At 60.1% G+C, this 26371-nt stretch carries 24 protein-coding genes and 1 pseudogene; 14 read left to right on the top strand and 11 right to left on the bottom strand.

The window, feature by feature from the left end; all coding sequences use genetic code 11:
• Positions 1-672 precede the first annotated feature (672 nt).
• From J3R84_RS35930 to J3R84_RS35915, 4 genes are all read left to right on the top strand, one after another.
• Entirely contained in the window at positions 673-1821 is a 1149-nt protein-coding gene (locus J3R84_RS35930) for a mandelate racemase family protein (RefSeq protein ID WP_025430416.1), read from the top strand.
• 18 nt (positions 1822-1839) lie between these two features.
• Positions 1840-2469, top strand: a complete 630-nt coding sequence (locus J3R84_RS35925) for an SGNH/GDSL hydrolase family protein (RefSeq protein WP_025430415.1) — start codon at positions 1840-1842, stop codon at positions 2467-2469.
• An 88-nt stretch (positions 2470-2557) separates the two neighbouring features.
• Positions 2558-4156, top strand: coding sequence for an ABC transporter substrate-binding protein (locus J3R84_RS35920; RefSeq protein ID WP_203527455.1), 1599 nt, complete (start codon positions 2558-2560; stop codon positions 4154-4156).
• Positions 4157-4537: 381 nt separating this feature from the next.
• A complete protein-coding gene (locus tag J3R84_RS35915) occupies positions 4538-4897 on the top strand; it encodes a VOC family protein (protein WP_057221123.1) in 360 nt (119 codons plus the stop codon).
• Positions 4898-5203: 306 nt separating this feature from the next.
• Here J3R84_RS35915 and J3R84_RS35910 read toward each other — a convergent pair whose 3' ends face one another.
• The 9 genes and pseudogenes from J3R84_RS35910 to J3R84_RS35870 all read right to left on the bottom strand — a co-directional run bounded on the left by J3R84_RS35910 (position 5204) and on the right by J3R84_RS35870 (position 13169).
• Entirely contained in the window at positions 5204-5965 is a 762-nt protein-coding gene (locus J3R84_RS35910; protein ID WP_057207032.1) for an ABC transporter ATP-binding protein, read from the bottom strand.
• A complete protein-coding gene (locus J3R84_RS35905) occupies positions 5965-6801 on the bottom strand; it encodes an ABC transporter ATP-binding protein (protein WP_025430412.1) in 837 nt (278 codons plus the stop codon). The genes J3R84_RS35910 and J3R84_RS35905 overlap by 1 nt, the downstream gene beginning before the upstream one ends.
• Before the next feature lie 4 nt (positions 6802-6805).
• Positions 6806-7692, bottom strand: a pseudogene (locus J3R84_RS35900) (ABC transporter permease).
• Positions 7692-8714 (bottom strand): ABC transporter permease, encoded by a 1023-nt coding sequence (locus tag J3R84_RS35895; RefSeq protein WP_025430410.1) that lies wholly within the window; start codon positions 8712-8714, stop codon positions 7692-7694. The pseudogene J3R84_RS35900 and the gene J3R84_RS35895 overlap by 1 nt, the downstream one beginning before the upstream one ends.
• A 109-nt stretch (positions 8715-8823) precedes the next feature.
• On the bottom strand, positions 8824-9138 hold the full coding sequence (locus J3R84_RS35890) for a cupin domain-containing protein (protein WP_057207316.1): 315 nt from the start codon (positions 9136-9138) through the stop codon (positions 8824-8826).
• A gap of 62 nt (positions 9139-9200) precedes the next feature.
• On the bottom strand, positions 9201-9950 hold the full coding sequence (locus J3R84_RS35885) for a FadR/GntR family transcriptional regulator (RefSeq protein ID WP_057207033.1): 750 nt from the start codon (positions 9948-9950) through the stop codon (positions 9201-9203).
• Between the two features lie 83 nt (positions 9951-10033).
• Positions 10034-10771 carry a FadR/GntR family transcriptional regulator gene (locus J3R84_RS35880; protein WP_203527457.1) on the bottom strand — a complete coding sequence of 246 codons (738 nt, stop codon included), beginning with the start codon at positions 10769-10771 and terminating at the stop codon, positions 10034-10036.
• 82 nt (positions 10772-10853) lie between these two features.
• Positions 10854-12371, bottom strand: a complete 1518-nt coding sequence (locus tag J3R84_RS35875; protein ID WP_057221122.1) for an aldehyde dehydrogenase (NADP(+)) — start codon at positions 12369-12371, stop codon at positions 10854-10856.
• A 3-nt stretch (positions 12372-12374) separates the two neighbouring features.
• Positions 12375-13169, bottom strand: coding sequence for an NAD-dependent epimerase/dehydratase family protein (locus J3R84_RS35870; RefSeq protein ID WP_203527458.1), 795 nt, complete (start codon positions 13167-13169; stop codon positions 12375-12377).
• 248 nt (positions 13170-13417) lie between these two features.
• Here J3R84_RS35870 and kduI point away from each other — a divergent pair, with 248 nt between their 5' ends.
• The 4 genes from kduI (at position 13418) to J3R84_RS35850 (ending at position 17161) form a co-directional block, all read left to right on the top strand.
• Positions 13418-14242, top strand: coding sequence for a 5-dehydro-4-deoxy-D-glucuronate isomerase (gene kduI, locus J3R84_RS35865; protein WP_203527460.1), 825 nt, complete (start codon positions 13418-13420; stop codon positions 14240-14242).
• Positions 14239-14982: a 2-dehydro-3-deoxy-D-gluconate 5-dehydrogenase KduD gene (gene kduD, locus J3R84_RS35860; RefSeq protein ID WP_057207041.1), complete on the top strand. Its 744-nt coding sequence runs from the start codon at positions 14239-14241 to the stop codon at positions 14980-14982. Before kduI ends, kduD begins: the two co-directional genes overlap by 4 nt.
• A gap of 107 nt (positions 14983-15089) precedes the next feature.
• A complete protein-coding gene (kdgD, locus tag J3R84_RS35855; protein ID WP_025430402.1) occupies positions 15090-16001 on the top strand; it encodes a 5-dehydro-4-deoxyglucarate dehydratase in 912 nt (303 codons plus the stop codon).
• A 23-nt stretch (positions 16002-16024) separates the two neighbouring features.
• Positions 16025-17161 carry a mandelate racemase/muconate lactonizing enzyme family protein gene (locus J3R84_RS35850; protein ID WP_203527463.1) on the top strand — a complete coding sequence of 379 codons (1137 nt, stop codon included), beginning with the start codon at positions 16025-16027 and terminating at the stop codon, positions 17159-17161.
• Positions 17162-17304: 143 nt separating this feature from the next.
• On the opposite strand, the gene J3R84_RS35845 is transcribed toward J3R84_RS35850, so the two are convergent.
• Positions 17305-18231, bottom strand: coding sequence for a helix-turn-helix domain-containing protein (locus J3R84_RS35845; RefSeq protein WP_107027040.1), 927 nt, complete (start codon positions 18229-18231; stop codon positions 17305-17307).
• Between the two features lie 202 nt (positions 18232-18433).
• Here J3R84_RS35845 and J3R84_RS35840 point away from each other — a divergent pair, with 202 nt between their 5' ends.
• From J3R84_RS35840 to J3R84_RS35815, 6 genes are all read left to right on the top strand, one after another.
• Positions 18434-19315: a carbohydrate ABC transporter permease gene (locus tag J3R84_RS35840; protein WP_057221118.1), complete on the top strand. Its 882-nt coding sequence runs from the start codon at positions 18434-18436 to the stop codon at positions 19313-19315.
• 6 nt (positions 19316-19321) lie between these two features.
• Entirely contained in the window at positions 19322-20215 is an 894-nt protein-coding gene (locus J3R84_RS35835) for a carbohydrate ABC transporter permease (RefSeq protein ID WP_225968628.1), read from the top strand.
• Positions 20208-21302, top strand: a complete 1095-nt coding sequence (locus J3R84_RS35830; protein WP_025430397.1) for an ABC transporter ATP-binding protein — start codon at positions 20208-20210, stop codon at positions 21300-21302. Before J3R84_RS35835 ends, J3R84_RS35830 begins: the two co-directional genes overlap by 8 nt.
• A gap of 40 nt (positions 21303-21342) precedes the next feature.
• Positions 21343-22608 (top strand): ABC transporter substrate-binding protein, encoded by a 1266-nt coding sequence (locus J3R84_RS35825; RefSeq protein WP_025430396.1) that lies wholly within the window; start codon positions 21343-21345, stop codon positions 22606-22608.
• Positions 22609-22681: 73 nt separating this feature from the next.
• On the top strand, positions 22682-24247 hold the full coding sequence (gene pglA / locus J3R84_RS35820) for a polygalacturonase PglA (RefSeq protein ID WP_203527465.1): 1566 nt from the start codon (positions 22682-22684) through the stop codon (positions 24245-24247).
• Complete coding sequence (locus tag J3R84_RS35815; protein WP_203527467.1) at positions 24244-25344, top strand: glycoside hydrolase family 88/105 protein; 1101 nt, start codon at positions 24244-24246, stop codon at positions 25342-25344. The genes pglA and J3R84_RS35815 overlap by 4 nt, the downstream gene beginning before the upstream one ends.
• Positions 25345-25354: 10 nt before the next feature.
• On the opposite strand, the gene J3R84_RS35810 is transcribed toward J3R84_RS35815, so the two are convergent.
• The gene (locus J3R84_RS35810; RefSeq protein WP_057216795.1) at positions 25355-26371 is read right to left on the bottom strand and encodes a LacI family DNA-binding transcriptional regulator; all 1017 of its coding nucleotides are present in this window, start codon (positions 26369-26371) and stop codon (positions 25355-25357) included.

Raw genomic sequence — 26371 nt, 5'->3', positions numbered from 1 at the left:
ACAGATGGTCGCGACCGATATCGGCGTGGCGCTGTTATCGTTGCGAATTCGTTGTCGCTCTGCCTCGCTCTACCGGGCGGGGCGGCAGTTCTGGTTGAGGTGTCGGGTGGACCGGTCCTAACGAACCGGAGACTTTGGTTTCCTCTGGCTCCCGTTGCATTAAATTCCAGGCAACTGGCAGGGCTCGGTGTATTGTTTCACAAGCTCGCCAAGTGCAATTCTCCGCGGTCGGGATGACTGTATCAAACGCGCAAAATGGATCTGCTGGAAACGGCAGCATGAGCGATCTTTGAAGCAGGGGTTGCCGGCATTGAGCGGCGTAAATTGCGAAAACAGCTGGTGATCGCAATACCTTTGGGTCGCTCGACCGATTACGTCTCGGTTTTCTTCCGCTTTCTTTGAGATATCTCTTCTACCGGCTACCGGACCGAACTCTCTCACAACTGCAACTGAACTCGGATCATTTGAGCCTCGTCTCAAATGGCCAACGTTCGTTGCGAACTTGCCGCCGGGGGCCAGTATTCTCGCCGCTGGCCGTACGGCATCGGGCGAACCTGTCCGTCATTTTTAATAATCTGTCATACAGATTTGACAAAGCTGTGATGATCTGTCTAAATATGTGTCATACAGAATGGTGCGGGGAGCCGGCCACTTTCGCATACCGGAGGAACAATGATCATCACCGACGTCGATGTGCGAGTCTTCCGCACGACCACGCGCCGCCATTCGGACAGTGCTGGCCACGCGCATCCAGGCCGGCCGCATCAGGTGGAGCAGGCAATTCTGACCATTCGCACGGAAGACGGCCATGAAGGGCACTCCTTCACCGCGCCGGAAATTGTTCGTCCGCACCTGATCGATAAGTTCGTGAAGAAGGTTCTTATCGGCAAGGACCATCGTGATCGAGAAAAGCTGTGGCAGGACCTCGCCCACTGGCAGCGGGGCTCAGCCGCGCAGCTCACCGATCGCACGCTTGCGGCTGTCGATTGTGCGCTGTGGGATCTTGCAGGCAGGACGCTCAACCAACCTGTATACAAGTTGATCGGCGCTTACCGCGACAAGGTACTGGCCTATGGCTCCATCATGTGCGGCGATGAACTGGACGGCGGCCTGGCGACGCCGGACGATTACGGCCGTTTTGGCGAAACGCTGGTCAAGCGCGGCTACAAGGGCATCAAACTACACACCTGGATGCCGCCGGTCAGTTGGGCGCCGGATGTTAAGATGGATATCAAGGCCTGTGCTGCCGTGCGCGAAGCGGTGGGTCCGGATATCCGTCTGATGATCGACGCCTTCCACTGGTATTCCCGTACGGATGCGCTCGAACTTGGGCGGGGCTTGGAAAAGCTCGGCTTCGACTGGATCGAGGAGCCGATGGACGAGCAGTCGCTGTCTTCCTACAAGTGGCTTGCCGACAATCTCGACATTCCTGTGGTCGGGCCGGAAAGTGCCGCGGGCAAGCATTGGCATCGCGCCGAGTGGATCAAGGCCGGTGCCTGCGACATACTTCGCACCGGCGTCAACGACGTCGGCGGCATAACCCCTGCGCTCAAGACCATGCATCTCGCTGAAGCTTTCGGCATGGAATGCGAGGTGCACGGCAACACTGCGATGAACCTGCATGTGGTCGCCGCCACCAAAAACTGCCGCTGGTACGAACGCGGCCTGCTGCACCCGTTCCTCGAATATGATGATGGCCACGATTATCTGAAGTCACTTTCCGACCCGATGGATGGGGACGGCTACGTCCACGTGCCTGATCGCCCCGGGCTCGGCGAGGATATCGATTTCGACTTCATCGACAACAACCGCGCGCGATGACAGTGAGGTGATTGGGCAATGAAGACAGTTCTCGCCTTTGGCGACAGCCTGACCTGGGGGGCGGACCCTGCAACTGGGCTGCGTCATCCGCCCGAGGGCCGCTGGCCCGAGGTTCTCGACCGGGAACTTGGTGACGCGGCGGCGATCATATCGGAAGGGCTCGGTGGCCGCACCACCTGCTATGACGATCATGCCGGGCCCGCTTGCCGCAATGGCGCCAAGGCGTTGGAAGTGGCGCTTGCCAGCCATATGCCGCTCGATCTCGTGATCATCATGCTTGGGACCAATGATATCAAGCCGGTGCACGGAGGTCGTGCGGAGGGTGCGGTTTCCGGCATGCGCCGCCTGGCGCAGATCGTGGACACATTTCCGTACAAGCCGAGTGGCGCGAAACCGAAGCTTCTGATCGTTGCGCCACCACCCTGTTCGCCCGGTCCAGATGGACACCCGGCGGCTGGCAGAAGCGTAGCAGAATCCGAGCGGCTTGCCCCGCTTTACCACAAACTCGCCTGCGAACTCGGGCACGCGTTCTTCGATGCCGGCGCGGTTGCCCGTGGATCACAGGTCGATGGTGTGCATCTGGAAGCCGCGGCGACCGCAGCCGTTGGCCGGGCGCTCGCCGCGCCCGTCGGCGCAATTCTTGGCTGATCCGTCCCAACACCTGCGGAGGAGCAGGCAGGCGGATCATGAAACTGGTAGGCCGAAATCCGCATGGACGGCCGCAAAAGGAGGAAGCATGAGACACTTTTTTGCAACGGCCGCCCTCGGCGTGCTGCTCACCACAGCCTCGCCGATTGGCGTGTTCGCCGAGACACCGGCCGACCAATTGGTCGTCGCCACGACCATGAGCAACATCCTGACGCTGGATCCCGCTGCCATTACCGGCCGCGAGACCGTACAGGTGCTCAACAACATCTATGACACTTTGGTCGTCCTTTCGCCGCAAGACCGTAGCGTTCAGCCTCGCCTCGCCGAACGCTGGGAGATCGCCGAGGATCGCAAGTCGATCCGCTTCCACCTGCGCGGCGATGCAAAATTTGCTTCGGGCAATCCTGTCACGGCCGGCGACGTCGCCTGGAGCCTGAAGCGGCTGCTTGCCCGCAACCTGGCGCAGTCATCTTTCCTCAAGTCGCGTGGCTTCACGCTTGAGAATGCCGACAAGGCGTTGGTCGCTGAAGACGACCACACCTTCGTGATTCATCTGCAGAAGCCCGACGACCCGAACCTGTTGCTGATGATCCTTGCGCAGAATGGCCCTGGCTCCATTCTGGACAGCAAGGTCGCGCTCGAGAACGAGAAGGACGGCGACCTCGGTGCTGGTTGGCTGACGCTGAATTCCGCTGGTTCAGGTCCCTTTACACTGACGCAGTGGAAGTCGAACGAATACATCATCCTCACACGCAACGATGACTATTGGGGTGAAAAGGCCGCGATGAAGCGCGTGTTGATGCGCCACTTGCCGGAATCCCAGTCGCAGCGGCTGCTGTTGGAAAAAGGCGACATAGACGTCGCCTACTCCCTGCAGGCACCGGACCTCAAGTCACTGGAGGCCGACAAGGCGATTGCCATCGAATCGACGCCGGGTTCAGGTTTCTACTACCTCAGCGTTTCGATGAAAGATGAGCGTTTTGCCAACAAGAAGGTCCGCGAGGCGCTGCGCTACCTCATCGATTATGAAGGCCTCGACAAGGCGGTCATGCCCTATTACGGCAAGCTGCATCAGCGTCCGTTGTCGTCCGGCGTGCTCGGCGCCCTTCCGGACGAGGGCTACAAGTTGGACGTGGAAAAGGCAAAGGCGTTGCTCGCCGAAGCCGGCTATCCGAACGGTTTCAGCACCACGCTGCGGGTCCTGTCCGAAGATCCGTTCATGAAGGCGGCGACGGCGATCCAGAACACGCTCGGCCAGGCCGGCATCCAGGCGGAGCTCATCAGCGGTTCGGGTGACCAGATTTACGGCGCAATGCGGGAGAGAAACTTCGAATTGCTGGTCGGCCGCGGCGGCGGTGGTCAGCAGCCGCATCCGGACAACAACCTGCGCTCCATCGCCTACAATCCTGACAATTCCGACGAGGCGAAGCTGACCAACTACCAGAGCTGGCGCACCAGCTTCTACGACGAGAAGCTGAACAAGCTGATCGAGGAAGCACTTGTCGAGCGCGATCCCGCCAAGCAGGCCAAGCTCTATGAAGGCGTGCAGGCCTACATGGATGAGGCGGTGATGTCGATCCAGCCCTTCTCCGAAGTTGTCGACACTGCGGCGTATCGCAGCGACGTCAAGGGTATGATCGTAAGCCCATGGCTTTCACGTTTCGAGGGCGTGACCAAGGAGCGCTGATACCACCACCCGTCTCATTCTCCAAAACCAAAAGGCGCGTGCTGGCACGCGCCTTTCTCGCGTTTCAATGAGGTTTGGCCCCATAATGGCCCCAGAGGCGTGGCGTTGCTCGACGGCAAGCATCTCCCCCATGCAAGTGGATTTCCCACGGGCCGGAGTGGCCCGATGGGGCGCCTTTTTACCTGTCGGGAGCCGCCCGACATCTATCGGCAAGCAATGACGCCAGGACACGCTTTTCCATCCGAGGCGATGTTCCAGACTCAGCAGTACTAAAAGGTAACCGATGTTCTGCAACCTTGCGGACGTCACGTCGAGCTTGACCTTCAGGTTGCATGTGAGCCCCTTCGCCGGCATTGTCCTCTCTCAAGCCAAGGGGGGCTCATGCCAAAGGTCGTTGGAATAGGCGGTGTGTTCTTCAGGGCAGCGGACCCGGCTGGGCTGGCCGAATGGTATGAGAGGCATCTTGGTGTTGATGACCTGCACAAGTCCGTGTGGCAGCAAGAGGCAGGAATGACAATTTTTGGGCCCTTCTCTGAGAACACCGACTATTTGGGACGAAGAGAACAACAATGGATGATCAATTTCAGGGTAGATGATCTGGAAGGGCTCATTTCAAACCTCACGGCGAGCGGGATCGCGGTGGAAACGCGAGCCGAGTGGAACTCGGAAGTCGGTCGCTTTGCCCGGATCCACGATCCCGAGGGCAATCCGATCGAGCTCTGGGAACCAACGAAGGAGTGATGGCGAACAACCCGCCATTCCATGCTCGGTGAGTGTCCTGACGTTTGATTTTGACCAGGGCCTGCTGCCGTGACTGCTTGTGGCGCGTGGATGCCACGGAGCTTCACGCGCTGGCATCTCATCCCGTCGGCCTGTGTTGCCCACGGCTTGCGCTAAGCCACGGGCCGTTGTGGGTTGTCATGTGAAGAATTGGGCTGCTGCCGATCGGCAGCGCTCTGGGCTTGCTTATGCCACTTTCGCGTGACCGGGGAGCTGGCACGTCGAGGGCAATTTCAGACGGAGTGCCCGAGCTTCAATTAGTCGAGCTCAGTGCGCGCTTTCGTATTCGAGTGAGGCGCCGATGAGTTCTCGGGCATAGGGGTGGGTCGCTCCGTTTCCGGGGATCGCATCGCGTGGAAGCACCTCGGTGATCTCTCCATGCAGCATGACGGCAAAACGATCGCACATGTGGTCGACCACCGCGAGATCGTGCGTGACCATGATGTAGGTGAAACCGCGCTCCTCGCGCAGGCGCTGCAGCAGGTTCAGGATCTCCGCCTGAACGGAGACATCGAGCGCCGACGTGGGTTCGTCCAGTAGCAACAAAGAGGGCTCCAGGATGAGCGCGCGGGCAATCGCCACCCGCTGCCGCTGGCCACCGGAGAGCTGGTGTGGAAAGCGGTCGAGGAAGGAAACGGGCAGGCCGACATCGGCAATGGCCTTGCGCATGCGATCCTCGCGATCGCCGAGCTTGTGAATGACGAGTGGCTCGCTGAGCACGGTGCGTACCGACTGGCGCGGATGCAGCGAGCCGTACGGATCCTGAAACACCATCTGCAGCGTGCGGCAGCGCTCGATAAGCGGCATCTCGCGCACAGGCTTGCCGCCGATGAGGATGTCGCCCGTCCAGATATCGGTCAGCATCGAGATGCAGCGCAACACGGTGGATTTGCCCGAGCCGCTTTCTCCGACGAGGCCGAAGCACTCGCCCGGGCTTACCGAGAAACTGACACTCGGCAAGACTTTGGTGGCGGTTGGTCCAGCGCCGAAGGTGATGGACACATCGCGGGTTTCGACGGAAACGGACATCAGGCTTTCTCCTCCAGCCATTCGGGTTGGCGGTCGAGCACGGCCAGAGGCGCACGCCCGCCACCGATCCTTGGTTGGGCTGCCAACAGGCCGCGAGTATAGGGGTGTTCGGCCCTGTCGAGGTCGCGGGCGGCGAGTGTTTCAACCACGCGACCGGCATACATGATGAGAACGCGGTCGCAGAAATTGCGCACAAGGTTCAGGTCGTGACTGATCATGATGAGGCCAATGCCGCGGTCGCGCACGAGGCCGTCGAGGATATTCAACACTTGAAGCCGGACGGTAACGTCGAGCGCGGAGGTGGGTTCGTCGGCGATGACGAGATCTGGGTCTGCCAAAAGCATCATCGCGATCATTACACGCTGACCCATGCCGCCGGATATTTCATGCGGGTATTGATCATAGACCCGCTTCGGGTCACGAATCTTGACGGCTTCCAGCATGGTGAGCGCCTTGTCACGGGCCTCTGCCTTCGAGCATCTGAAGTGGCGCAGATAGGTCTCTGCCACCTGGTCGCCAACACGCCGGATCGGGTTGAGCGAGAATTTGGGATCCTGGAGGATCATTGACATCCGCCGGCCACGAACCTTCAGCATCTCTTTTTCGGAGAGCGTCAGGAGGTCGAGGTTCCCAAAGCGCAACGTGTCGGCCGTGATTGTCGCGCCGGGCAGAAGACGCAAAAGAGCGCGTCCAACCGTGGACTTGCCTGAACCGGATTCTCCGACGATCCCCAACCGTTCCCGGCCAAGCGTGAAGGAAACCCCACGCACGGCCTCTGCCGGCGCGCCGCCATAGCGAATGCGGAGATTTTCGACCTCGAGTATGGATTTTTCCACGGGGCTACCTCCGATTTATCTGCTTGGGATCGAGCGCATCGCGCAATCCATCGCCGAGCAGGTTGAATGCGAGGCTGACAGACAGGATCGAGATGCCCGGGAAGGTGACGAGCCACCAGCTGTCCAGCATGTACCGGCGGCCGGTTGCGATCATCGCGCCCCATTCGGGCAGCGGCGGCTGGGCGCCGAGGCCGAGGAAACCGAGGCCGGCAGCCGTGAGGATGACGGTCGCCATGTTGAGGGTCAGGCGGATGAGGACCGAAGGCAGGCACATGGGCATGATCGACTTGAAGATGATGCGCGCCGGCGATGCCCCTGAAGTCTTGCGGCAGAAATGTAATCTGCCTTGCGGAAGGTCATTGCCTCGGCGCGGGCAAGCCGAGCGATCGGTGGCCAGGAGGTCAGCGCGATGGCGACAATGGCGTTGTTGAGGCTTGGGCCTAGCGCCGCGACGAAGGCGAGCGAGAGAATGAGGCTCGGAAACGACAGGAAAATGTCGGTGATGCGCATCATCACCGTATCGATCTTGCCACCGAGATAGCCGGCGGTCGTACCGATGATGAGGCCGATGGGGCCGACGACGATCGACACGAGGAAGATGATTGTCAGCGTGATGCGGGCACCCCAGACAAGGCGGCTGAAAATGTCGCGGCCAAGCTCGTCGGTACCGAAGACATGCCCGTTGCCCGGCGGCTGCAGCGTTTTGGCAAGATCCTGCACATAGGGGTCGTGCGTGGCGATCAAAGGTGCAAAGGCAGCTACCAGAATGAGCAGCACCAGGACGGCGAGGCCGAATGTCGAGGTCGGGCTTTTCAAAAGGAACAGCACGATGTTCTTCAATGCGTGCAACGGAGCCGGCAGGCGGAACGTAGGTTCGGTGCGGGTAGACATCAGCGTGTCCTTGGATCGAAGATGCGGTAGAGAACGTCGGACAGTAGATTGAGCCCGATGAAGATGACGCCGACGATCAATACGCAGGTCATGACGGCATTCATGTCGCCGGTGATGAGATTGTTGGTGAGATACTGACCAAAGCCCGGCCAGGCAAAGACGGTCTCGATAAGGACCGCTCCTTCGAGCAGTGAACCGTAGGCGAGCGCGATGATGGTGACGAGCTGAACCCGGATATTGACGAAGGCGTGCTGCCAGATCGTCTGATTGCGCGAAAGCCCCTTCACTCTCGCGGTCGTCACATATTCCTGCCCGAGTTGATCGAGCATGAAACTGCGGGTCATGCGGGTGATGTAGGCGGAGGAGGAATAGCCAAGTAGCGCCGCTGGCAGGATGATGTGGTTCACCGCGGACCAGAAGACGTCCATCTCGCCGGCGATCAGGCTGTCGATCAAGAGAAAGCCGGTACGCTCTTCGACGAGACCGATGTAGAACTGGTCCATCCGCCCGCTGCCGCCGACCAGCCCGAGATGGGCGTAAAAGACGATGAGCGCAATCATACCTGTCCAGAAGATCGGCATCGAATGGCCGAAAAGGCTGAAGACACGCACCACATGATCCGGCCAACGATCCTTGTTGACGGCGGCAAAGACGCCAAGCGGCACACCCAGGCCTGCTCCAATAAGGATTGCGAAAGTGGCCAGTTCGATCGTCGCCGGCATGACATGAAGGATGTCCTGTATGACCGGCTGACCGGTGCGAATAGAGGTACCGAAATTGCCGGTGAAGACATCGCCTAGGTAATATATGAACTGTTCCCAAAGAGGACGGTCCAGGCCGAGCGCGTTGTAGACCTGTTCATAGGTCTCGCGGGTCGCATCTTCTCCGACTATGGCCCGCACCGGATCAGCGGGCATGAGCCGGCCAATGAAAAAAGTCAGGAGAAGCAGGCCGAGAAGCGTGACCGCAATGGTCCCGATCTGCCCGGCCGCTCCGTAGAAGCGTATGCGACGTAAAGACATGAATCCTCCGTTTGTCATCCGCCGGAAGGTGAGGCGGTACAGGCTCCCGTCCTGTATGACAACTTAAGGAAATCTGTCACAGGTTATGGGTACTGTCAAGCTAATCTGCTCACAGGAAGTCGTCTCGGCGGGGTGTGAAGCAGTCAATAAGTTCGCCGGTCTCCAGGCATTGGCACCCATGCTCAGTGTTTGAGGGGATGACGAGACTATCGCCGGCCTTCAATTCATGGGCTTCGCCGTCACGGAAAAAGCGGAAACGGCCACGCGAGACGTAGGTGGATTGAACGTGCGGATGGCTATGTAGTCGGCCGCTAGCGCCGCTTTCGAAGCGGAAAGATACGACCATGATCTCCGGTGAGTGCGAAAGAACTTGCCGGGTAACGCCAGTATCGGTCGAGATCGCGGGATAGGTGGGAAGGGTCATGGATGCCTCGTTGATGATGTACGACATCTCCAACATACATGCATTGCAGGCTGTATGACAAGCTAAGACAGGTTGACCTCTTCGGGGGCCAGTGTGCGCGAGCGCAGCAATACCTTGTAGCGATCCAGGCTGCCGCGAAGATGGGCGCGCATGCGCTCGCGCGCAGTGTCGCTATTGCCTTCGATAATGGCATCCACGATCAGGCCGTGCTCTTCCTGAAGGTGAAGGTTATAGTCCTTCGGGCGCGAGCCGGGAGCGGAGCCTTGCAGTTCGCCTCGAGGAATGATGCCGGACCGGATGAGCTGCAGGAATTCGGGAAAGCGACGGTTCTGCGTAGCCTCCGCGATGGCGAGATGCAGTTCGAAATCGGCGTCACGGGTGGGGCTCCCGGTGGCGAGGCATTCGCCAACGTGGTGATGGGCCTCGAGGATCGCCTCGATCTGTGCAGCAGAACGGCGCGAGGCCGCAAGCCCGGCGGACTCCACCTCAAAGACTGTCCTAAGCTCCAAAAGCTCTATGACCGAGGAAATTCGCTCGGTGGTCAGGTCCTTGAATGGTTGTTTCTTGTCTTCGAGCGTCTGCAGCGCGAAGATGCCGGCGCCCTTGCGCGCTTCCACCAGGCCGTCGGCGCGAAGGATTGCAATTGCTTCGCGCACTACGGTGCGGCTCACGGAATATTCGCGTGTGAGCGCACTTTCGCTCGGAAGCCGGTCGCCGGGCTGGAAGACGCCTTCGGTCAGGTCGCGACGCAGATCGGCGCTGATCTTTGCCGCCAGCGACGTGCCTCTCGCGTGATTGTTTTGGGCTTCCATTGCTGCTTCACCTGCATTGAACCTGTCTGGCATGTTATCGGTTATCTGTCCGAATGCAAGGGCAGGCTGTCTAAACCTGTACCTCAGCGAAGCACTCGTAGCATGGCGCGGTACCGCGCCTGACTGTTCTTCAGGTGAGCGCGCATGGCTGAGCGAGCCAGTGTTTCGTCGCCATTTTGAATGGCGACGAGGATCGCTTCATGTTCGTCCACGAGCCGCTCGATATCGGCCAAGGGCAGCGCCGTCTCCACGCCGTTCTCGGTCACCGCCCGGCGCGGAATAAGCGTTGGACCGAGCATCTGCAGGAATTCTGCGAAGCGCGGGTTGTTGGTGGCCTGAGCAATCGCGAGGTGGAAGGCAAAATCGGTCTCTGCGCTCGGTCGGCCCTCCGCGGAACTCGTGCGGAAAGCATCGAGGGCCTCGATGATCTTTTCCTCCTGTCCGGGCGAGCGGCGAAGCGCGGCAAGGGCTGCAGCATCTCCTTCTACGGCGGTGCGAAGTTCGAGCATCTCGATCAGCGAAGATACGCGCGCCAGATCGACGTTTTGAAACGGACGGCGGGTGGCAAGCGTTGGATCGAGAACAAAGACGCCCGCTCCTTGGCGTGGCTCCACCAGTCCGTCGGAACGAAGTGCTGCAATTGCTTCGCGCACGACCGTGCGGCTGACGCCGAATTCCTGCGTCAGTTGGGCTTCGGAGGGCAGCCGATCACCCGGCTTGTGATGACCCTTGGACATTCGTGCGCGAAGCGCGTCTGCAACCTTGACCACCAGCGTCGTGGTTGGCAGCGGAGCCGGTTCGTGGGTGGTCACTTTCGTCATGCGTGCCGCCATTCGGTGAATAAGGCGGGAATCCGCCGTTGATTGTGGATACGCCATTGCCCCACAACGGCGCAATCCGTGCCTAGATCGATTTGAGGTCGTCCGGCTGCAGCTCCTCAGGCAGGTTCTGGTAGCAGACGGGCCTGAGGAACCTTCGGATGGAAAGGGTTCCAACGGACGTTGCGCCGAAGTTTGTGGATGCCGGATAGGGGCCGCCGTGGACCATGGCATCGCAGACTTCGACCCCGGTCGGGTAACCATTTGCCAGAACACGCCCCGCCTTGCGCTCCAGGATCGCCAACAGGCTGCGTGCAACTTGCGTGTCGCCCGCATCAAGATGCAACGTGGCGGTAAGCTGGCCATTGAAGCTCTTTGCTACGGCAATCATCTCCTCGATAGTCTCGACCGTCACAATAAGGCCGAGCGGACCAAACACTTCTTCGGAAAGTAGATGGTTGGAGAGCCAGTCCTCGGCGGAAACGCGGAAGAGGAAGGGTGTGGCGTCGCGCTGGTCGCAGGTGGTGGTCAAGACCGCGCGCACACCGGCACCGGCAGCGATGCGCATGCTTCCCTCGCGATAGGCTTTGGCCATGCCGTCATTCAGCATCACCTGCGGACCAACCCCTGAGAGCGCGGAACGGGTCGCTTCGGCGAACGTGTCGACCTGATCGGAAAGGATAATGGCGATGCCCGGATTGGTGCAGAATTGCCCGGCGCCGATCGTCAGCGAACTCGCCCACCCTTTTGCGATTTCCGCGCCGCGGGCTTTCAGCGCTTCCGGCAGGATGAACATCGGGTTCACCGAGCCCAGTTCGCCGAAGAAGGGAATGGGTTCGGGACGTGAGACGCAGAGATCGAAGAGAGCGCGACCGCCGGCAAGCGAACCGGTAAAGCCGACCGCTTTGACGAGCGGATGCGTGACGAGTGCGGTGCCGACATCGCGACGACCGCCTTGGATCAAAGAGAAGACGCCCGGGTGGAGGCCAAGTCTCCTGATGGCGGCATCGGCGGCTTCCGCCACGATCTCACTTGTGCCGGGATGGGCGGAGTGACCCTTGACGATGACCGGACACCCGGCGGCAAGCGCAGAGGCGGTGTCGCCGCCCATCGTCGAGAAGGCAAGCGGGAAGTTGGAAGCGCCGAACACGGCGACCGGGCCGATTGGGCGCTGCATCAAACGAATATCCGGTCGGGGCAGGGGGGTGCGGTTCGGCAGCGCCTCGTCATGGCGCCTGTCCAGATGTTCGCCCTTGCGGATGTGGGAAGCGAAGAGGCGCAGCTGACCGGTGGTGCGGCCGCGCTCGCCTTCGAGGCGGGCGGCGGGCAAGCCGGTTTCCGAGGCGCCGATCTCAGTGATCTTGGCGCCACGGACCTCGATTTCGTCGGCAATGGTGTCGAGGAAGGCAGCGCGCGTCTCGCGGGACGAATAACCGTAGGACCAGAAGGCTTCCTCGGCGGATTCGGCCGCCGTGTTCACCAGTTCGACGGTGCCGACGGAAAAGTCAAAGGCATCGCCGTGGGCGGGCTCGCTGCGGAATTTGATCTGCGCTGCGCGCCATTCGCCGGCGATCAGGTGTTTGCCATGTGGCTCATAGGTCATGTCTTACTCCTTGAATATCGGATTGTTTACGAAGTCGCCGCCCTGGAAGCGGGACGTCGGGTCGCTGGGGTCGGGTCTCGGGGTGAGGGCCTCAATGTGGATGCGATGGGCCTCGGCATTGTCTTTGGGCTTCCAGCCCAGCCAGCCAAGATGCGAGTTGTCCCACCAGCCGGCGTCGTTGGCCGAGCTGCCCCAGATGACCGGGCAGCCAAGGGTCGACACGCGGAAAATTGCCTCGATCATCGAAGCGAAATCGTCGTGCGAGAACCAGGTCGACAGCATTCGATAGTTCGTTGGCTCGGGCGTACAGGAGCCGATGCGTACCAGGGCGGTTTCTTGGCCAAATTTGTCGAAGTACAGGCGAGCGAGGGCCTCGCCGAAGCATTTGGAGACCCCATAGAGTCCGTCCGGGCGGTATGGGGCGTCTGGCCCGAGCCGTTCGGTCTGCGGATAGTAGCCGATCGTGTGGTTGGAACTCGCAAAGACGATGCGCGGCTGACCGTGAGCGCGTGCAGCTTCATAAAGGTTGTAGAGGCCGACAATATTGCCGCCAAGGATCTGGTCGAAGGGCCGTTCGACGGAAACGCCGCCAAGGTGGACGATGCCGTCGCAGCCGGCGACCATCTCATGGACTGCTGCTGCGTCAGAAAGATCGCAGGACATGCACTCCTCATCGCGCTCGGGCGGGTCAAGCCGAGCAAGATCCGCAAGGCGAATTGTATCGGCGAGAGGCGCAAGCCGTTTGCGCATGACCCGGCCCAGCTGGCCCGCCGCGCCGGTGATCAAAAGGCGTCTCATTTGGGGTATTCCTTTGCGCATTGCCGCATTGCCAGGCACGGCACCGCAGCCATTTCGACCTGCCAATGGCGTGAACCGGCAGAGCCTCAACCTTCTAGCGGTCTTCGTGCCCGAAAAAGCTGCCATCGTTTCACTCGAAACCACATTCGGTCTCGCGTCATTCCTGCGGGCACCTTGACCTCCGATGACATATCATACAATAACGGTAACACATATTATATGTTGTCGACAACTTGAAGGAGGAATTTATGCTGACTGTTGAAACAAGGCAGGCGGTCAACCCGGAATACGCCAAAACACTCGATACATCCGGACTTCGGAAGCATTTCTTGGCCGAGGATATGTTCAGGGTCGGAGAGATCCGACTGGTCTACACCCACTACGATCGTTTCGTGATGGGTGGAGCGGTGCCGGGTGATGCGCCCCTAACGCTTGACAAGGTGGAGGAAACGAAGACCCCGCTGTTTCTCGATCGCCGTGAAATGGGCATCGTCAACATTGGCGAGACCGGTACTGTCGCCGCCGGCGCGCAGACCTATACCTTGAACCGGGGCGATGTGCTTTATCTCGGTGCCGGATCGGGGGCGGTCACCTTTGCTGGCAAGGGCCGGTTCTATATCACGTCCTGCCCGGCTCATCGCAGCCTGCCGGCGCGCCTCATCACGGCCGCCGAAAGCAAGGAAGTGAAGATGGGCGCATCGGAAACCTCCAACAAGCGCACCATCAATCAGTTCATCCATCCGCTCGTGATGGAAAGCTGCCAACTGGTGCTCGGCTATACCACGTTGGAGGACGGTTCCGTCTGGAACACCATCCCTTCGCATATCCATGACCGTCGCATGGAGGCCTATCTCTATTTTGGTATGGATCAAAAATCCCGGGTGCTTCATCTGATGGGCGAGCCCCAGGAGACCCGCCACCTGTTCATTTCGAATGAGCAAGGCGCGCTTTCCCCACCCTGGTCCATCCACTCCGGCGCGGGCATCGGCTCTTACACATTCATCTGGGCCATGGCTGGCGACAACGTCGACTATACCGACATGGACTTCATCCAGCCGGAGGATCTGAAATGATAAATTCCTTTTCGCTTCAAGGGCGTAAAGCTCTTGTCACGGGATCGAATACCGGACTTGGTCAAGCGATTGCGGCAGGACTTGCTGCCGCAGGCGCCGAGGTTATCTGCGCGGCCCGCCGCTCGCCCGACGAAACTCTGGATTTAATTGGCAGGGCCGGCGGCAAGGCGAGCGGCATGCAGCTCGACTTCAAGGATCCCATGGCGGCACGAGACATATTTGTCGGTCGGGACATCGATATCCTCGTCAACAACGCCGGCATCATCCGACGGGCGGATGCGGTCGATTTCACCGAGGAGGATTGGGACGCGGTCGTCGATGTGAACCTGAAGGCATTGTTTTTCACGACCCAGGCGTTCGCAAAGGAGTTGTTGGCCAAGGAGCGGTCTGGAAACGTGGTCAATATCGCTTCGCTTCTTTCCTTCCAGGGCGGTATCCGCGTTCCCTCCTACACGGCCGCAAAACACGGCGTCGCCGGTCTCACCAAATTGCTTGCCAACGAATGGGCGGCGAAGGGCATCAATGTAAACGCAGTTGCCCCCGGCTACATTGAGACCAACAATACCGAGGCGCTACGCGCCGATGCCGCCCGCAACAAGGCAATCCTCGATCGCATCCCTGCCAATCGTTGGGGTCGCCCCGAGGACATCGCAGGGGCGGTGGTCTTCCTCTCCTCGCCAGCGGCGAATTACGTCCACGGTGCGGTCCTCAATGTCGACGGCGGCTGGTTGGCGCGTTAATCGTCGGCTCGTGGCAATTTGTCATTTAACTTGTATGATGACTAATTGACATATGTATGATGTCTAGCTATGGCTACGGTCAGTTGAATGCACAGAGGAATACTGAAATGACCCCCGAACAAATCAAGGTTGCTCTTGGCTCCGGCCTTCTTTCCTTCCCGGTCACGCATTTCGATGCGCAAGGCCGCTTTGCGCCAGAAAGCTACAAGGCGCATGTCGAGTGGCTCGCGGGTTACAAGGCCCCGGTGCTTTTCGCAGCCGGTGGCACGGGGGAGTTCTTCTCGTTGCGGCCAGATGAAATCCCAGGCATCGTCGCATCCGCCAAGGAGGCTGCAGGCGAAACCGCCATCGTGTCGGGTTGTGGCTACGGCACCGAAATCGCTGTCGATATCGCCCGATCGGTCGAGAAGGCTGGGGCCGACGGCATCCTGCTACTGCCGCACTATCTTATCGATGCGCCTCAGGAAGGGCTCTATGCCCACATTAAGAAAGTCTGCCAGTCGGTCGGTATCGGCGTCATGGTCTATAACCGTGACAATTCGGTGCTGCAGGCCGATACGCTTGCCCGGCTGTGCGACGAATGCCCGAACCTGATCGGCTTCAAGGACGGCACGGGTGACATCGGGCTTCTGCGCCAGGTTACCGCAAAGATGGGCGATCGCCTGATGTATCTGGGCGGCATGCCGACGGCCGAACTTTTTGCCGAAGCCTATCTCGGCGCCGGCGTCACGACCTATTCATCCGCCGTGTTCAACTTCGTACCGGGCCTTGCCAACGAGTTCTACGTGGCACTGCGCGCCGGCGACCGCTCTACTTGCGAGCGCATCCTGGTGGATTTCTTCTATCCGTTCATGGCGATCCGCAACCGGGTGAAGGGCTACGCCGTCTCGGCGATCAAGGCCGGCGTGCGGCTACAGGGCTTCGACGCCGGACCGGTGCGCGCGCCGCTGGTGGACCTGACGGATGAGGAACTGGGCATGCTCGACAAGCTCATCGGCGGGCAGAAACGCAAGGTCTGATACCGCGACTTCCGGAGGAATGCATGAAGATCACCGCCGTTCGCACGCATCTCTTGGAACACCGGCTAGACACGCCGTTCGAAAGCGCCTCGATGCGCTTTGACCGCCGTGCTCACGTCCTGGTGGAGATAGAATGCGATGATGGAACGATCGGCTGGGGCGAATGTCTCGGTCCGGCAAAACCCAACGCGGCGGTGGTCGCAGCCTTTTCGCCCTGGCTGATCGGTCAGGACCCGCGCTCAACCGAGAAAATCTGGGCCGTGCTCTACAATGCACTGCGCGATCAGGGACAGCGTGGTCTCACCGTCACCGCACTGTCGGGCATCGACATCGCGTTGTGGGACATCAAAGGCAAGCACTACGGCGCCTCGATCTCCATGCTGCTTGGTGGACGCTGGCGGCAAAGCGTGCGCGCCTATGCCACGGGTAGCTTCAAGCGCGACGGCGTCGATCGGGTTGCAGACAACGCCAACGAAATGGCGGAGCGCCGCACACAGGGGTTCCACGCCTGCAAGATTAAAATTGGTTTTGGCGTCGACGAGGATCTACGCGTCATCCGCGCTGTTCGCGAGGCGATAGGCTCCGAAATGCGCCTGATGATCGACGCCAATCACGGTTACACCGTCACCGAAGCGATCCGGCTCGGCAAAGCAGCAGCGGAGTATGATATCGACTGGTTCGAGGAGCCGGTGGTGCCCGAACAGCTGTCGGCCTACCTGGAGGTTCGCACATGTCAACCGATCCCCGTTGCGGGTGGCGAGACCTGGCATACAAGGTTCGGCATGTGGCAGGCGCTGGATGCCCGTGCGGTCGACATTCTCCAGCCCGATCTCTGCGGCTGCGGCGGCTTTTCCGAAGCGCAGAAGATCGCAAGCCTGGCGACACTTCATGGTATCCGCGTCGTGCCACATGTCTGGGGGACAGGCGTGCAGATCGCCGCGGCACTGCAATTCATGGCAGCGATGGTGCCCGATCCGGTCCGCGCCAATCCGATCGAGCCGATCCTGGAATTCGACCGAACGGAGAATCCATTCCGACAGGCGGTGCTTAAGACACCACTGGAGGCGGTCAATGGCGTCGTCGCTATTCCAGATGGTCCAGGTCTGGGGATCGAGATCAATCGTGATGCCCTCGTCGAATTCAAGATGCTCCAATCTTGAAACGAACGAGCGCAGTCTTCCAGGGAGCCACGCGTACCGCGTTTGCAAAGCGGCGCTTTAGACGCAGCGTGCCCGTGAACTAGGCTGACTCCCATGGATCTAAGGGGTCCTGGCCCGCTAGCTTCATAATTTCGATCGTCCGTTTATCGCTTCTCGATCGTGCGGGCGGTTGCAAGGCGGATTTCCTGCTCCGGTTCGTCGAGTTGCATCAAGTCGCCATGGCGGCTCTGATGAACCTTGTTCAGGTGGTCGCGGGGGCTGAGCCCAAGTGTGCGCTTGAACATGCGCGAGAAATAATAGGGGTCTGCATAGCCGACCTCCGCAGCCGCAGCCGCAACCGAGAGCCCTCCTTCCAGAAAATGCATCGCGCGCTCCATTCGCTTGAGCTCCTGGTATTTGCGTGGCGTGCGACCCACGCGCTTCTGGAATTCGCGCAGAAAATAATCGTAGTTGTAGGGTGCAGCATCGACCGCCCTCACGGCGATGTCGTTTTCGAGCGGGTTGGCCGAGATCATCGTTGCTGCCTTCATCACCGCAAGGTCAATCGCATCCGCGCCCTCCGGCTGGTAGGTCGCGTGGTCGCGCCACCCGAGAAACGCATCCTCGATGAAGGCGATGAGAAGGACCATGAAAAGATGGTGCTGGCCGAGCGATACCGAGGAAGGGGGCGCGCTCTGACGATAGTGACGGGCAATCGGTTCCAGAAACGGCCAGCGGCTCAGATGCAGTTTGGGCCTCAGTTGCATCTGCTCGATGAGATTGTGACGACCATAGATGTCGAGCGTAAAGTGCTGCGCCACGCCGATATAGGTTTCGCGCCCTTCATTCCAGCCGATGAAGTGTTGGCCGCCGCTGATCAGCATGGCGTCGCCCCGCTCCATCACACGTGGTTCGCCGTCGATCAGATAATGACCGCGGCCCTCAAGGCAAATGACGAGATCGTCGACCGGATTGGATTTGTCGATCCGCCAGGTTTGCGAATGCTCCATGCGGATCGCCGCGCGCGTCAGGTTGAGCGTCAACGCCGCGGCGGGAATCGCCGATAGAATGCCACCTTCGATTTCGTCCATCTTTTTCCTTCCCTTTGTGAATTCATTCTGATCTGAAAATAGCCCAATGTCACCGAATAAACCGTGTCTTCTGGGGAGGAGATCGGTTCGTGGTATAGAAACGTGGCGTTCCGCCCATTCTTCCTGCACCGAATTGGGAGCCAGATTTGTACAAAATTGCATCTATGCAGGCTGCGCTCAAGGGCTGCCCGGGAGGGATGTCATGAAGATGCAGCGCCTTATGGGGCTGGGCTATCTCGCCCCGTATATCATTGGTCTTCTGGTCTTCACGGCGATCCCTTTCATCGGGTCGCTGTACCTGAGCTTTACCAGCTATGACCTTATGAGCGAACCTCGGTGGACGGGGATTGCCAATTATGAACGGCTCTTCACACGCGATCGCACCTTCACGAAGTCGCTGAACGTCACACTGCTTTATGTGTTCCTGACGGTACCGTTGAAGCTTGCCTTCGCGCTCTTCATCGCCGCGATCCTAAATTACAAGCTGATGTTCATCGGTCTCTTTCGAACCGCCTTCTACGTTCCCTCCATCCTCGGCGGCTCGATCGCCATTGCCGTCCTGTGGCGCTACATCTTCGCCACGGAGGGACTTGCCAACATGGCGCTGACGACGGTCGGTTTTTCTCCGATTGACTGGTTTGGTGATCCGACGAACGCGCTGTTCACGATTACGCTATTGCGATGCTGGCAGTTCGGATCAGCCATGGTGATCTTCCTCGCCGCCCTGCAGTCGATAGACAAGTCGCTTTACGAGGCAGCAGCCATCGACGGCGCGGGCAAGGTGCGCACCTTCTTCTTCATCACGTTGCCACTGCTGACTCCCGTCATTTTCTTCAACCTCATCATGCAGATGGTTCAAGCCTTCCAGGAGTTCAACGGACCTTACATCATCACGCAGGGTGGTCCGCTGAAGGCGACGTATCTGCTGCCGCTCTACATCTACGACGAGGCCTTCAAGAAGTTCAACATGGGCTATGCCTCGGCCATAGCATGGGTGCTCTTCACCATCGTCACCGCCCTGACCCTCGTTGCCTTCTGGTCATCGAAGAAATGGGTCTTTTACGCAGGCGACAAGAGGAGCTGACCGCAAATGACCGATCTTGCAACCTTCAACGATCTCCAGGCCGCCCGCAGGGCAAGGCTACGTCTCGTCTCGACGGCGGTCCGTTATGTCCTGCTCTTTGCAGTCGGCTTCGTCATGCTCTATCCGCTCATCTGGCTGGTTGGCGCGAGCTTCAAGACAAATTCCGAAATCTTCGCAGGTGCGGGCTTCCTGCCGGAGAACCCGACTGCCGAAGGTTACATCAAGGGCTGGCAGACATCGACACCCTATACGTTCGGCCGGTTCTTCTGGAATTCCTTCCTGATCATCCTGCCAAAGGTGATCGGGACGGCCATCTCCTGCACCTTGGCGGCCTATGCGTTCGCCCGGTTCGATTTCCCGTTCAAGAAGATCCTCTTCGGCTCGGTCATCGCAATCCTGCTGTTGCCCAATGTCGTTACCCGCATTCCTCAATATCTCCTGTTCCGTGATCTTGGCTGGCTCGACAGTTTTCTGCCGCTCTGGGTGCCGTCGGCACTCGCTGGCGACGCCTTCTTCGTTTTCATGTTGGTGCAATTCCTGCGCTCATTGCCAACAGACATGGAGGAGGCGGCACGGGTGGATGGTGCCAATAGCATCCAGACGCTGATCTATATCGTGGTCCCGATGCTCGCCCCGGCACTGATTTCGGTGTGCCTGTTCCAGTTCATGTGGACCATGAACGATTTCCTCGGGCCGCTGATCTATCTGTCCTCGGTGGACAAGTATCCGGTCAGCCTCGCCCTCAAGCTTTCGATCGACACGACCGAAGCTTTCGAATGGAACCGCATCCTCGCGATGTCGGTGCTCACGATCGCCCCTGCGCTGATCGTGTTCTTCGCTGCGCAACGTTACTTCATTGAAGGGATCTCCTCCGGGGGATCAAGGGCTGAACATGGCTAAGGTTCAACTGAAAAATCTCGAAAAGGTCTATGGCAACGCCTTCAAGGCGGTCCATGGCATCAATCTCGACATCAACGACGGCGAGTTCATGGTTTTCGTCGGCCCGTCGGGCTGCGCCAAATCGACGACGCTGCGCATGGTGGCGGGGCTTGAGGAGATTTCCGGCGGGGAAGTCCTCATTGGGGACCGGCGCGTCAACGATCTGCCGCCGGGCAAGCGCTCAATTGCCATGGTCTTCCAGAACTACGCTCTCTACCCTCATATGAAGGTTCGCGGCAACCTGGCCTTCGGGCTCAAGATCGCCGGCAAGCCGAAGGCGGAGATCGAGGCCGCGATCAAGCAAGTGGCCGAGATCCTTGAGATCGAGCCGCTTCTCGACCGCCTTCCCAAGCAGCTTTCAGGCGGTCAGGCCCAGCGCGTGGCTCTCGGTCGCGCGCTCATCAAGAAGCCGGGCGTCTTCCTGTTCGATGAGCCACTATCCAATCTCGACGCCAAGTTGCGAGCCTCGATGCGCGTCCGCATAACCGACCTGCATCGCCAGCTCAAAGCGGAGGGCTTGTCGTCGACGGTCATCTACGTGACGCATGATCAGACCGAGGCCATGACGATGGGGGATCGCATATGCGTTATGCAGGCCGGTCACATCATGCAGGTGGCCACGCCCAAGGAACTCTACGATCGCCCGGCGAACCTGTTCGTGGCCGGCTTCATCGGCAGTCCGGAAATGAACCTTGTCGACGCCCGGCTCGACGGATCGTCCTTTTCGATCGGCAGCCAGACCTTGCCGCTCGGACCACACCTTGAAGGCCGGCTTTCGGCCCGCCCGACAGAAGCCGTGATCGGCACCCGACCACAGCATCTATCGCTGGCGGCGGACGGGCCGGCGCTCACCGCGAAGCTCACTAATGCTGAGTTCATGGGGCACGAGGTCTATCTCCACGCTGATCTCGAAGGTCGCAAGGTGGTGAGCGTCGTCGGCGCAGCCGAGTTCGAGGCACTGGGAGGGTCGGAGATCATCCGCCTTCGTCCCGATCCGGAACGATTGCACATTTTCGACAAGACTGACGGTCGCAACGTGTCGCTTTGAGGAGGCGGCGTTGGCCCATACACCAAGAAGGAGGAGAACCATGAAGACTGCGAAAACCTTGCTTGCATTGACCGGCGTCGCCTATGGCGCGCTCACGTTCGGTGCCACCGCTGGCGCCGCCGAACTGCGCATGGCGTGGTGGGGCGGTGATAGTCGTCACGTAGCCACTCAAAAGGCGACAGCTGCCTGCGGCCAGAAATACGGCCACACGGTCAAGGGCGAGTTCACCGGCTTCGACGGCTACCTCGAAAAACTGACGACGCAAATGGCCGGCAGGACCGAAGCTGATATCGTTCAGGTCAACTGGCCGTGGCTGCCGCTGTTTTCCAAGAATGGCGAGGGGTTCGCCGACCTTCGCACGCTGAAGGCAATCGACCTGTCCAACTGGACGGAAGGCGATCTCGCGGCCGGTTCGATGAATGGGGTCCTGCAGGGGCTATCCGTCTCGACGACGGGTCGTGTCTTCTTCTTCAACGCGACGACCTTCGAAAAGGCAGGCGTCGAAATTCCGAAGACCTGGGACGAGTTCTTCGCCGCAACCGCGACCATCAAGGACAAGCTCGGCAAGGACCACTACACCTTCAACGCGGTGAAGGAGACTGCCCAATTGCTGGTGACCCTTGCCGTCGTGCAGAAGACTGGCAAGGATCTCGTCGATCAGACGAGCAACCGCGTAGCATGGACGCCAGAGGAACTCGCCGAAGGCATCTCCTTCCTCGGCAAGCTGGTGGAAACCGGCGCGATCCGCTCGCAGAAGGAGGAGGCCGCCGACGGCAACGTCAATCTGTTTGAAAAGCCCTCCTGGGCCGAAGGCAAGGTCGCCGGCTCCTACGAATGGGATTCAACTTACTCCAAGTATGCCGACCCGTTGAAGGATGGTCAGGTTCTCAAGCCTGTACCAATGCTGAAGCTTTCGGATGCGGTTACCGAAGGCGTCTATCGCAAGCCTTCCATGGTGTTTTCGATCTCCAAGAACTCGAAGAACCAGGATGCGGCGGCGCAGATCGTCAACTGCCTCCTGAACGAGCCGGAAGGCATCGATGCTCTAGGCACCTCGCGCGGTCTTCCCGCGTCGAAAGCGGCCGCTGCCAGGTTGGGCGACAAGGGCGAACCCGAGGTTCGCGCCGCCAATGCGATCGTCATGGCCGCCACGGGGCCGATGGTTTCGCCCTTCAATGAACACCCAGAAATTCGTGCCGCTTTCATCGATACGCTTGAGGAGTACGCCTATGGCCAGATCAGCGCAGAAGATGGCGCCAAACAGATCATCGACACGGTGAACGACGTTCTGGCCGAGTTCGACTGACCATTGATACTGCCCGCCGCGGATGCCGCGGCGGGTCCTCCGTCCCTTGGCGGCACGCAACACGAGGCACGACATGACCCGACCTTCCATCATCGCGCACTCGGCGCGAACGGCGGCGCTATGCCTGCCGCAGCCCGGAGCCCTCTACCGTTTGAAATCGAGGACGGTCTGGCGGCTTTCATCCCCGGATGAGACCGGCGTTCTGCAACACGGAGAAGCCCAAACGGTCGTCACCCTTCTGCACGAGCTTCGTCCGGCTACCCGTTATCTTTTCGAGGTGGAGGGATTTCAGCCGCTGTCGTTTCAGACTGCGCCCTGCGCAGGTGTCGTGGAAGCAACCGATTTCGGACTCGTCGCCGATATTGCGCCTGACGATATTGAAGGCGCGCGCAGCAATGCTGCGGCCCTTTGCGAAGCGGTCGCAGCCGTTCCAACCGGAGGCACGCTCCATCTCGGTCCGGGCCTGTGGACGTCCTTTCCACTTAGGCTCAAAAGTCAAATGACCTTGCATCTCGCTGAAGGGGCGACGCTCCAAGCGCCTTCGGTGCGCGCGGGCTGGCCTGTTCTCCCTTCCCACGATCACAACGGTAGGATGCTTGGAAGTTGGGAAGGTCTGCCGGCGGCCTGCTTTAATGCCCCGGTAAACGCGGTGCAGGCGGATAACCTGGTGATCGAGGGCAGGGGCGTCTTCGACGGATCTGGCGACAGGGGCGATTGGTGGAGTTGGCCGAAAGAGACGCGTGATGGTGCGCGTCGCCCGCGTGGCCTGCATCTTATCAACTGCCGTGATGTGGCACTGCTCGGTTTTACGATCCGCAATGCACCGTCCTGGACGATCCATCCGCAAGGCTGCGCTCGGCTGACCGCTGCCGGACTAACCATCGTTGCCCCAGCTGACAGCCCGAACACCGATGGGTTCAACCCTGAGAGCTGTCGTGAGGTCGTGATTGCGGGCGTGCGCTTTTCAGTCGGCGACGATTGCATTGCCGTCAAGGCAGGAAAACGCGGCCCGAACGGCGAGGCTGATCACCTTGCCGAAACGCGCGGCGTCCGTGTCAGTCACTGCCTGATGGAGCGTGGCCACGGCGGCCTGGTAATTGGCTCGGAGATGTCCGGCGGCGTCGTTGACGTCTCCGTCGAGGATTGCGAGATGATCGGCACCGATCGCGGCCTGCGGCTGAAGACCCGTCGCGGTCGCGGCGGGTCGATCACCAATATCGTAATGCGCCGCGTATTGCTCGATGGCGTCGAAACGGCGCTGTCGGCCAACGCTCACTATCATTGCGACGCGGATGGCCACGATGACTGGGTGCAGTGCCGTGAGCCGGCGGTCGTCAATTCTGGAACGCCGCTCATCGACGGCGTCATCATTGAAGACGTCGAGATCCGCGGGCTCGCCCATGCGGCGGGCGCATTTCTCGGACTGCCTGAAGCCCCGATCCGCAACGTTCGTATCCGCCGCCTTAAAATCACCTCGAGCAATCCCGCGGCAGTCGCAACGCCACCCATCATGGCCGATCGCGTGCGAGCCATGCGTCATGAGACGATTGTCAGCGAGCGGGCAGAGGTCGATTGCGACGATCCCTCCTTGTTGAGCGCTGCCCCCGTGTCCCTTCCTTTCGATGAGATGCTCTCGTGAACCCGACAGAATATTTCGACGAATTCGCCAAGCGTTATAACCACTACAAGGGCGGTAGCTGGTGCTACGAGGATGGTTGCGTCTATCGCGGCCTCAGTCTTCTTTTTGATGCGACAGGCGAAACGCGCTGGAAGGCGCATCTTCATCGTCTCGCCGATCAGCAGATCGCGGCCGATGGCGCACTTTCGGGCTACGACCCCCAGGAATACAATATCGACAATATCCTGGCCGGGCGCGCCTTGTTCCCGCTGGCTGAAGGTGCCGATGATGTGCGCTACCGGTTGGCCGCCGATCGGCTGGCCGGGCAGCTGGAGACGCACCCCCGCATTCCCGCCGGCAATTACTGGCACAAGAAGCGCTATCCGCACCAGGTCTGGTTGGACGGGCTGTATATGGGACTGCCCTTCCAGATCGAATATGCGACGATGACCGGCCGCAAGGACCTGATCGCCGATGCGTTGCAGCAGTTTTCAACGGCTTTGGCACTCACGGCGACTACACGCGGCCTCTATGTTCATGGCTATGATGACAGCCGCCAGCAGCGCTGGGCTGACCCTGTGACAGGCAAGTCTCCCGCTGTCTGGGCCCGGGCCGTGGGCTGGCTGGCAATGGCAGTGGTCGATGCTCTGGCGACACTTCCTGTTGACCAGGCGACCGCGTCGTTGCGCCAGCGCGCCCGCTTGCTGCTAAAGGAGATCATGGCCCGTCAGGCAGCCTCGTCCGGCCTCTGGTATCAAGTGCTCGACGCGCCGGATCTGAAGGGCAACTACCTCGAAAGCTCTGCCTCGGTCATGTTTGCCTATTCGCTCTTGCGCGCCGCTCGTCTTGGTCTAGTCGAAGCGGACACTGCTGCGGGAGCGGCTGCGGCCGGGCAGCGCGCCCTTGACGCGCTGTTGAATACCCGGCTCGTTGCCGATGCCGAAGGGACCACCCGCTTCACGACCATTGTCCATGTCGCCGGTCTTGGAGGTTTCGAGGGCAGCTATCGCGACGGTTCACCGAGCTACTATCTCACCGAACCCATCGTTTCGGATGACGCCAAAGGTGTGGGGCCCTTGATGATGGCATATGCGGAAAGCCTGATGGCCGCTTCGTGAAGCCGCTTGATCAGTCGCTTTCACCAGGAACGAGATCCATGGGCCACAGGCATCGCGCGGATCGCTCGCGGTAGATCTCGGCAAAGGCCGGCATCGTCGCGAGCAGGGATTCGGCAAGTGCAATGCCAAGGTCGCGTAGCGACAGGCTGAACGATGTCAGTCGTGGCGACAGAAACTGCGAATGCGGGCTTTGACGCCCGATGATCGCCAGGTCGCGCCCGGGTTTTATTCCGGCTTCGACCAGTCCGCGATAAAGCCCGACGGTAATGGCCTCGTTGATGAGGACGATTGCCGTCGGACGTGTCTCAAGCGCGCTCAGTTCCCGGGCGATCTGGTACCCCCCGGCCTCGTTGGGCGTCGAGCGGAAGACGTGACGCGCGTCGAGATTAAGGCCGTGCCGGGCGAGGGTGGCGCGGCACTGGTCCTCGAACACATAGCCAAGGTTCATGTCGTCGTGCGGACGGGTAACGGCGATATGCTTGTGTCCGCGCGCAACCAGCCGGTCGATAGATGCCTCGGCCATGCCTTCGAAATCGAGATCCAGCCAGGGCTGGCCGACATCGGTCAGGCTTCGTCCGAGCGTGATGAAGGGGATCTTGCGCTTTGCCAGCAGTTCGAAGCGGGCATCGTGGCGCCGGGTGGCCGACAGGATGATGCCGTCGGCAAAGCCGCGGGCGACGACGCGCTTCAGATAGTCGTTCGGGTCCTCTTGCGAGGAGCAGAGCAAGGCGACCAGATCGAGCTTGTGACGAGCAAAGACGGTCTGAACGCCGTCGAAGACGCTCATGAAGAAGGTGTCGCCCTGGCCGGTGATTTCGGACCCCGTCTGCATCATGAAGCCGATGACGCCGGTCGTCCCCTTCCTCAGCGCACGGCCCGATTGGTTGGCGACATACCCGAGGGATTCCGCCGCTTCGAGGACTCTTTTTCGCGTCTCTTCGTTGACGTCGGGTTTGCCGTTCAGCGCGCGGGAGACCGTGCCGATCGAGATATCGAGGTGTTCGGCAAGTTGGCGAATCCCCTTCAT

The organism is Ensifer canadensis, assembly GCF_017488845.2.
GTDB lineage: Bacteria > Pseudomonadota > Alphaproteobacteria > Rhizobiales > Rhizobiaceae > Ensifer > Ensifer canadensis.
Note: the sequence above shows the minus strand (reverse complement) of the source record. Positions and strands in the feature narration are given on the sequence as shown.

Coding starts and splice junctions, on each gene's coding strand:
- pglA (WP_203527465.1), top strand. CDS start 22,682: ATGACCCGACCTTCCATCATCGCGCACTCGGCGCGAACGGCGGCGCTA.
- J3R84_RS35845 (WP_107027040.1), bottom strand. CDS start 18,231: ATGGACGAAATCGAAGGTGGCATTCTATCGGCGATTCCCGCCGCGGCG.
- J3R84_RS35880 (WP_203527457.1), bottom strand. CDS start 10,771: ATGACGAAAGTGACCACCCACGAACCGGCTCCGCTGCCAACCACGACG.
- J3R84_RS35925 (WP_025430415.1), top strand. CDS start 1,840: ATGAAGACAGTTCTCGCCTTTGGCGACAGCCTGACCTGGGGGGCGGAC.
- J3R84_RS35825 (WP_025430396.1), top strand. CDS start 21,343: ATGAAGACTGCGAAAACCTTGCTTGCATTGACCGGCGTCGCCTATGGC.
- J3R84_RS35920 (WP_203527455.1), top strand. CDS start 2,558: ATGAGACACTTTTTTGCAACGGCCGCCCTCGGCGTGCTGCTCACCACA.
- J3R84_RS35885 (WP_057207033.1), bottom strand. CDS start 9,950: ATGGAAGCCCAAAACAATCACGCGAGAGGCACGTCGCTGGCGGCAAAG.
- J3R84_RS35830 (WP_025430397.1), top strand. CDS start 20,208: ATGGCTAAGGTTCAACTGAAAAATCTCGAAAAGGTCTATGGCAACGCC.
- J3R84_RS35835 (WP_225968628.1), top strand. CDS start 19,322: ATGACCGATCTTGCAACCTTCAACGATCTCCAGGCCGCCCGCAGGGCA.
- J3R84_RS35810 (WP_057216795.1), bottom strand. CDS start 26,371: ATGAAGGGGATTCGCCAACTTGCCGAACACCTCGATATCTCGATCGGC.
- kduI (WP_203527460.1), top strand. CDS start 13,418: ATGCTGACTGTTGAAACAAGGCAGGCGGTCAACCCGGAATACGCCAAA.
- J3R84_RS35915 (WP_057221123.1), top strand. CDS start 4,538: ATGCCAAAGGTCGTTGGAATAGGCGGTGTGTTCTTCAGGGCAGCGGAC.
- J3R84_RS35870 (WP_203527458.1), bottom strand. CDS start 13,169: ATGAGACGCCTTTTGATCACCGGCGCGGCGGGCCAGCTGGGCCGGGTC.
- J3R84_RS35890 (WP_057207316.1), bottom strand. CDS start 9,138: ATGACCCTTCCCACCTATCCCGCGATCTCGACCGATACTGGCGTTACC.
- J3R84_RS35850 (WP_203527463.1), top strand. CDS start 16,025: ATGAAGATCACCGCCGTTCGCACGCATCTCTTGGAACACCGGCTAGAC.
- J3R84_RS35875 (WP_057221122.1), bottom strand. CDS start 12,371: ATGACCTATGAGCCACATGGCAAACACCTGATCGCCGGCGAATGGCGC.
- J3R84_RS35840 (WP_057221118.1), top strand. CDS start 18,434: ATGAAGATGCAGCGCCTTATGGGGCTGGGCTATCTCGCCCCGTATATC.
- kdgD (WP_025430402.1), top strand. CDS start 15,090: ATGACCCCCGAACAAATCAAGGTTGCTCTTGGCTCCGGCCTTCTTTCC.
- J3R84_RS35930 (WP_025430416.1), top strand. CDS start 673: ATGATCATCACCGACGTCGATGTGCGAGTCTTCCGCACGACCACGCGC.
- J3R84_RS35895 (WP_025430410.1), bottom strand. CDS start 8,714: ATGTCTTTACGTCGCATACGCTTCTACGGAGCGGCCGGGCAGATCGGG.
- kduD (WP_057207041.1), top strand. CDS start 14,239: ATGATAAATTCCTTTTCGCTTCAAGGGCGTAAAGCTCTTGTCACGGGA.
- J3R84_RS35910 (WP_057207032.1), bottom strand. CDS start 5,965: ATGTCCGTTTCCGTCGAAACCCGCGATGTGTCCATCACCTTCGGCGCT.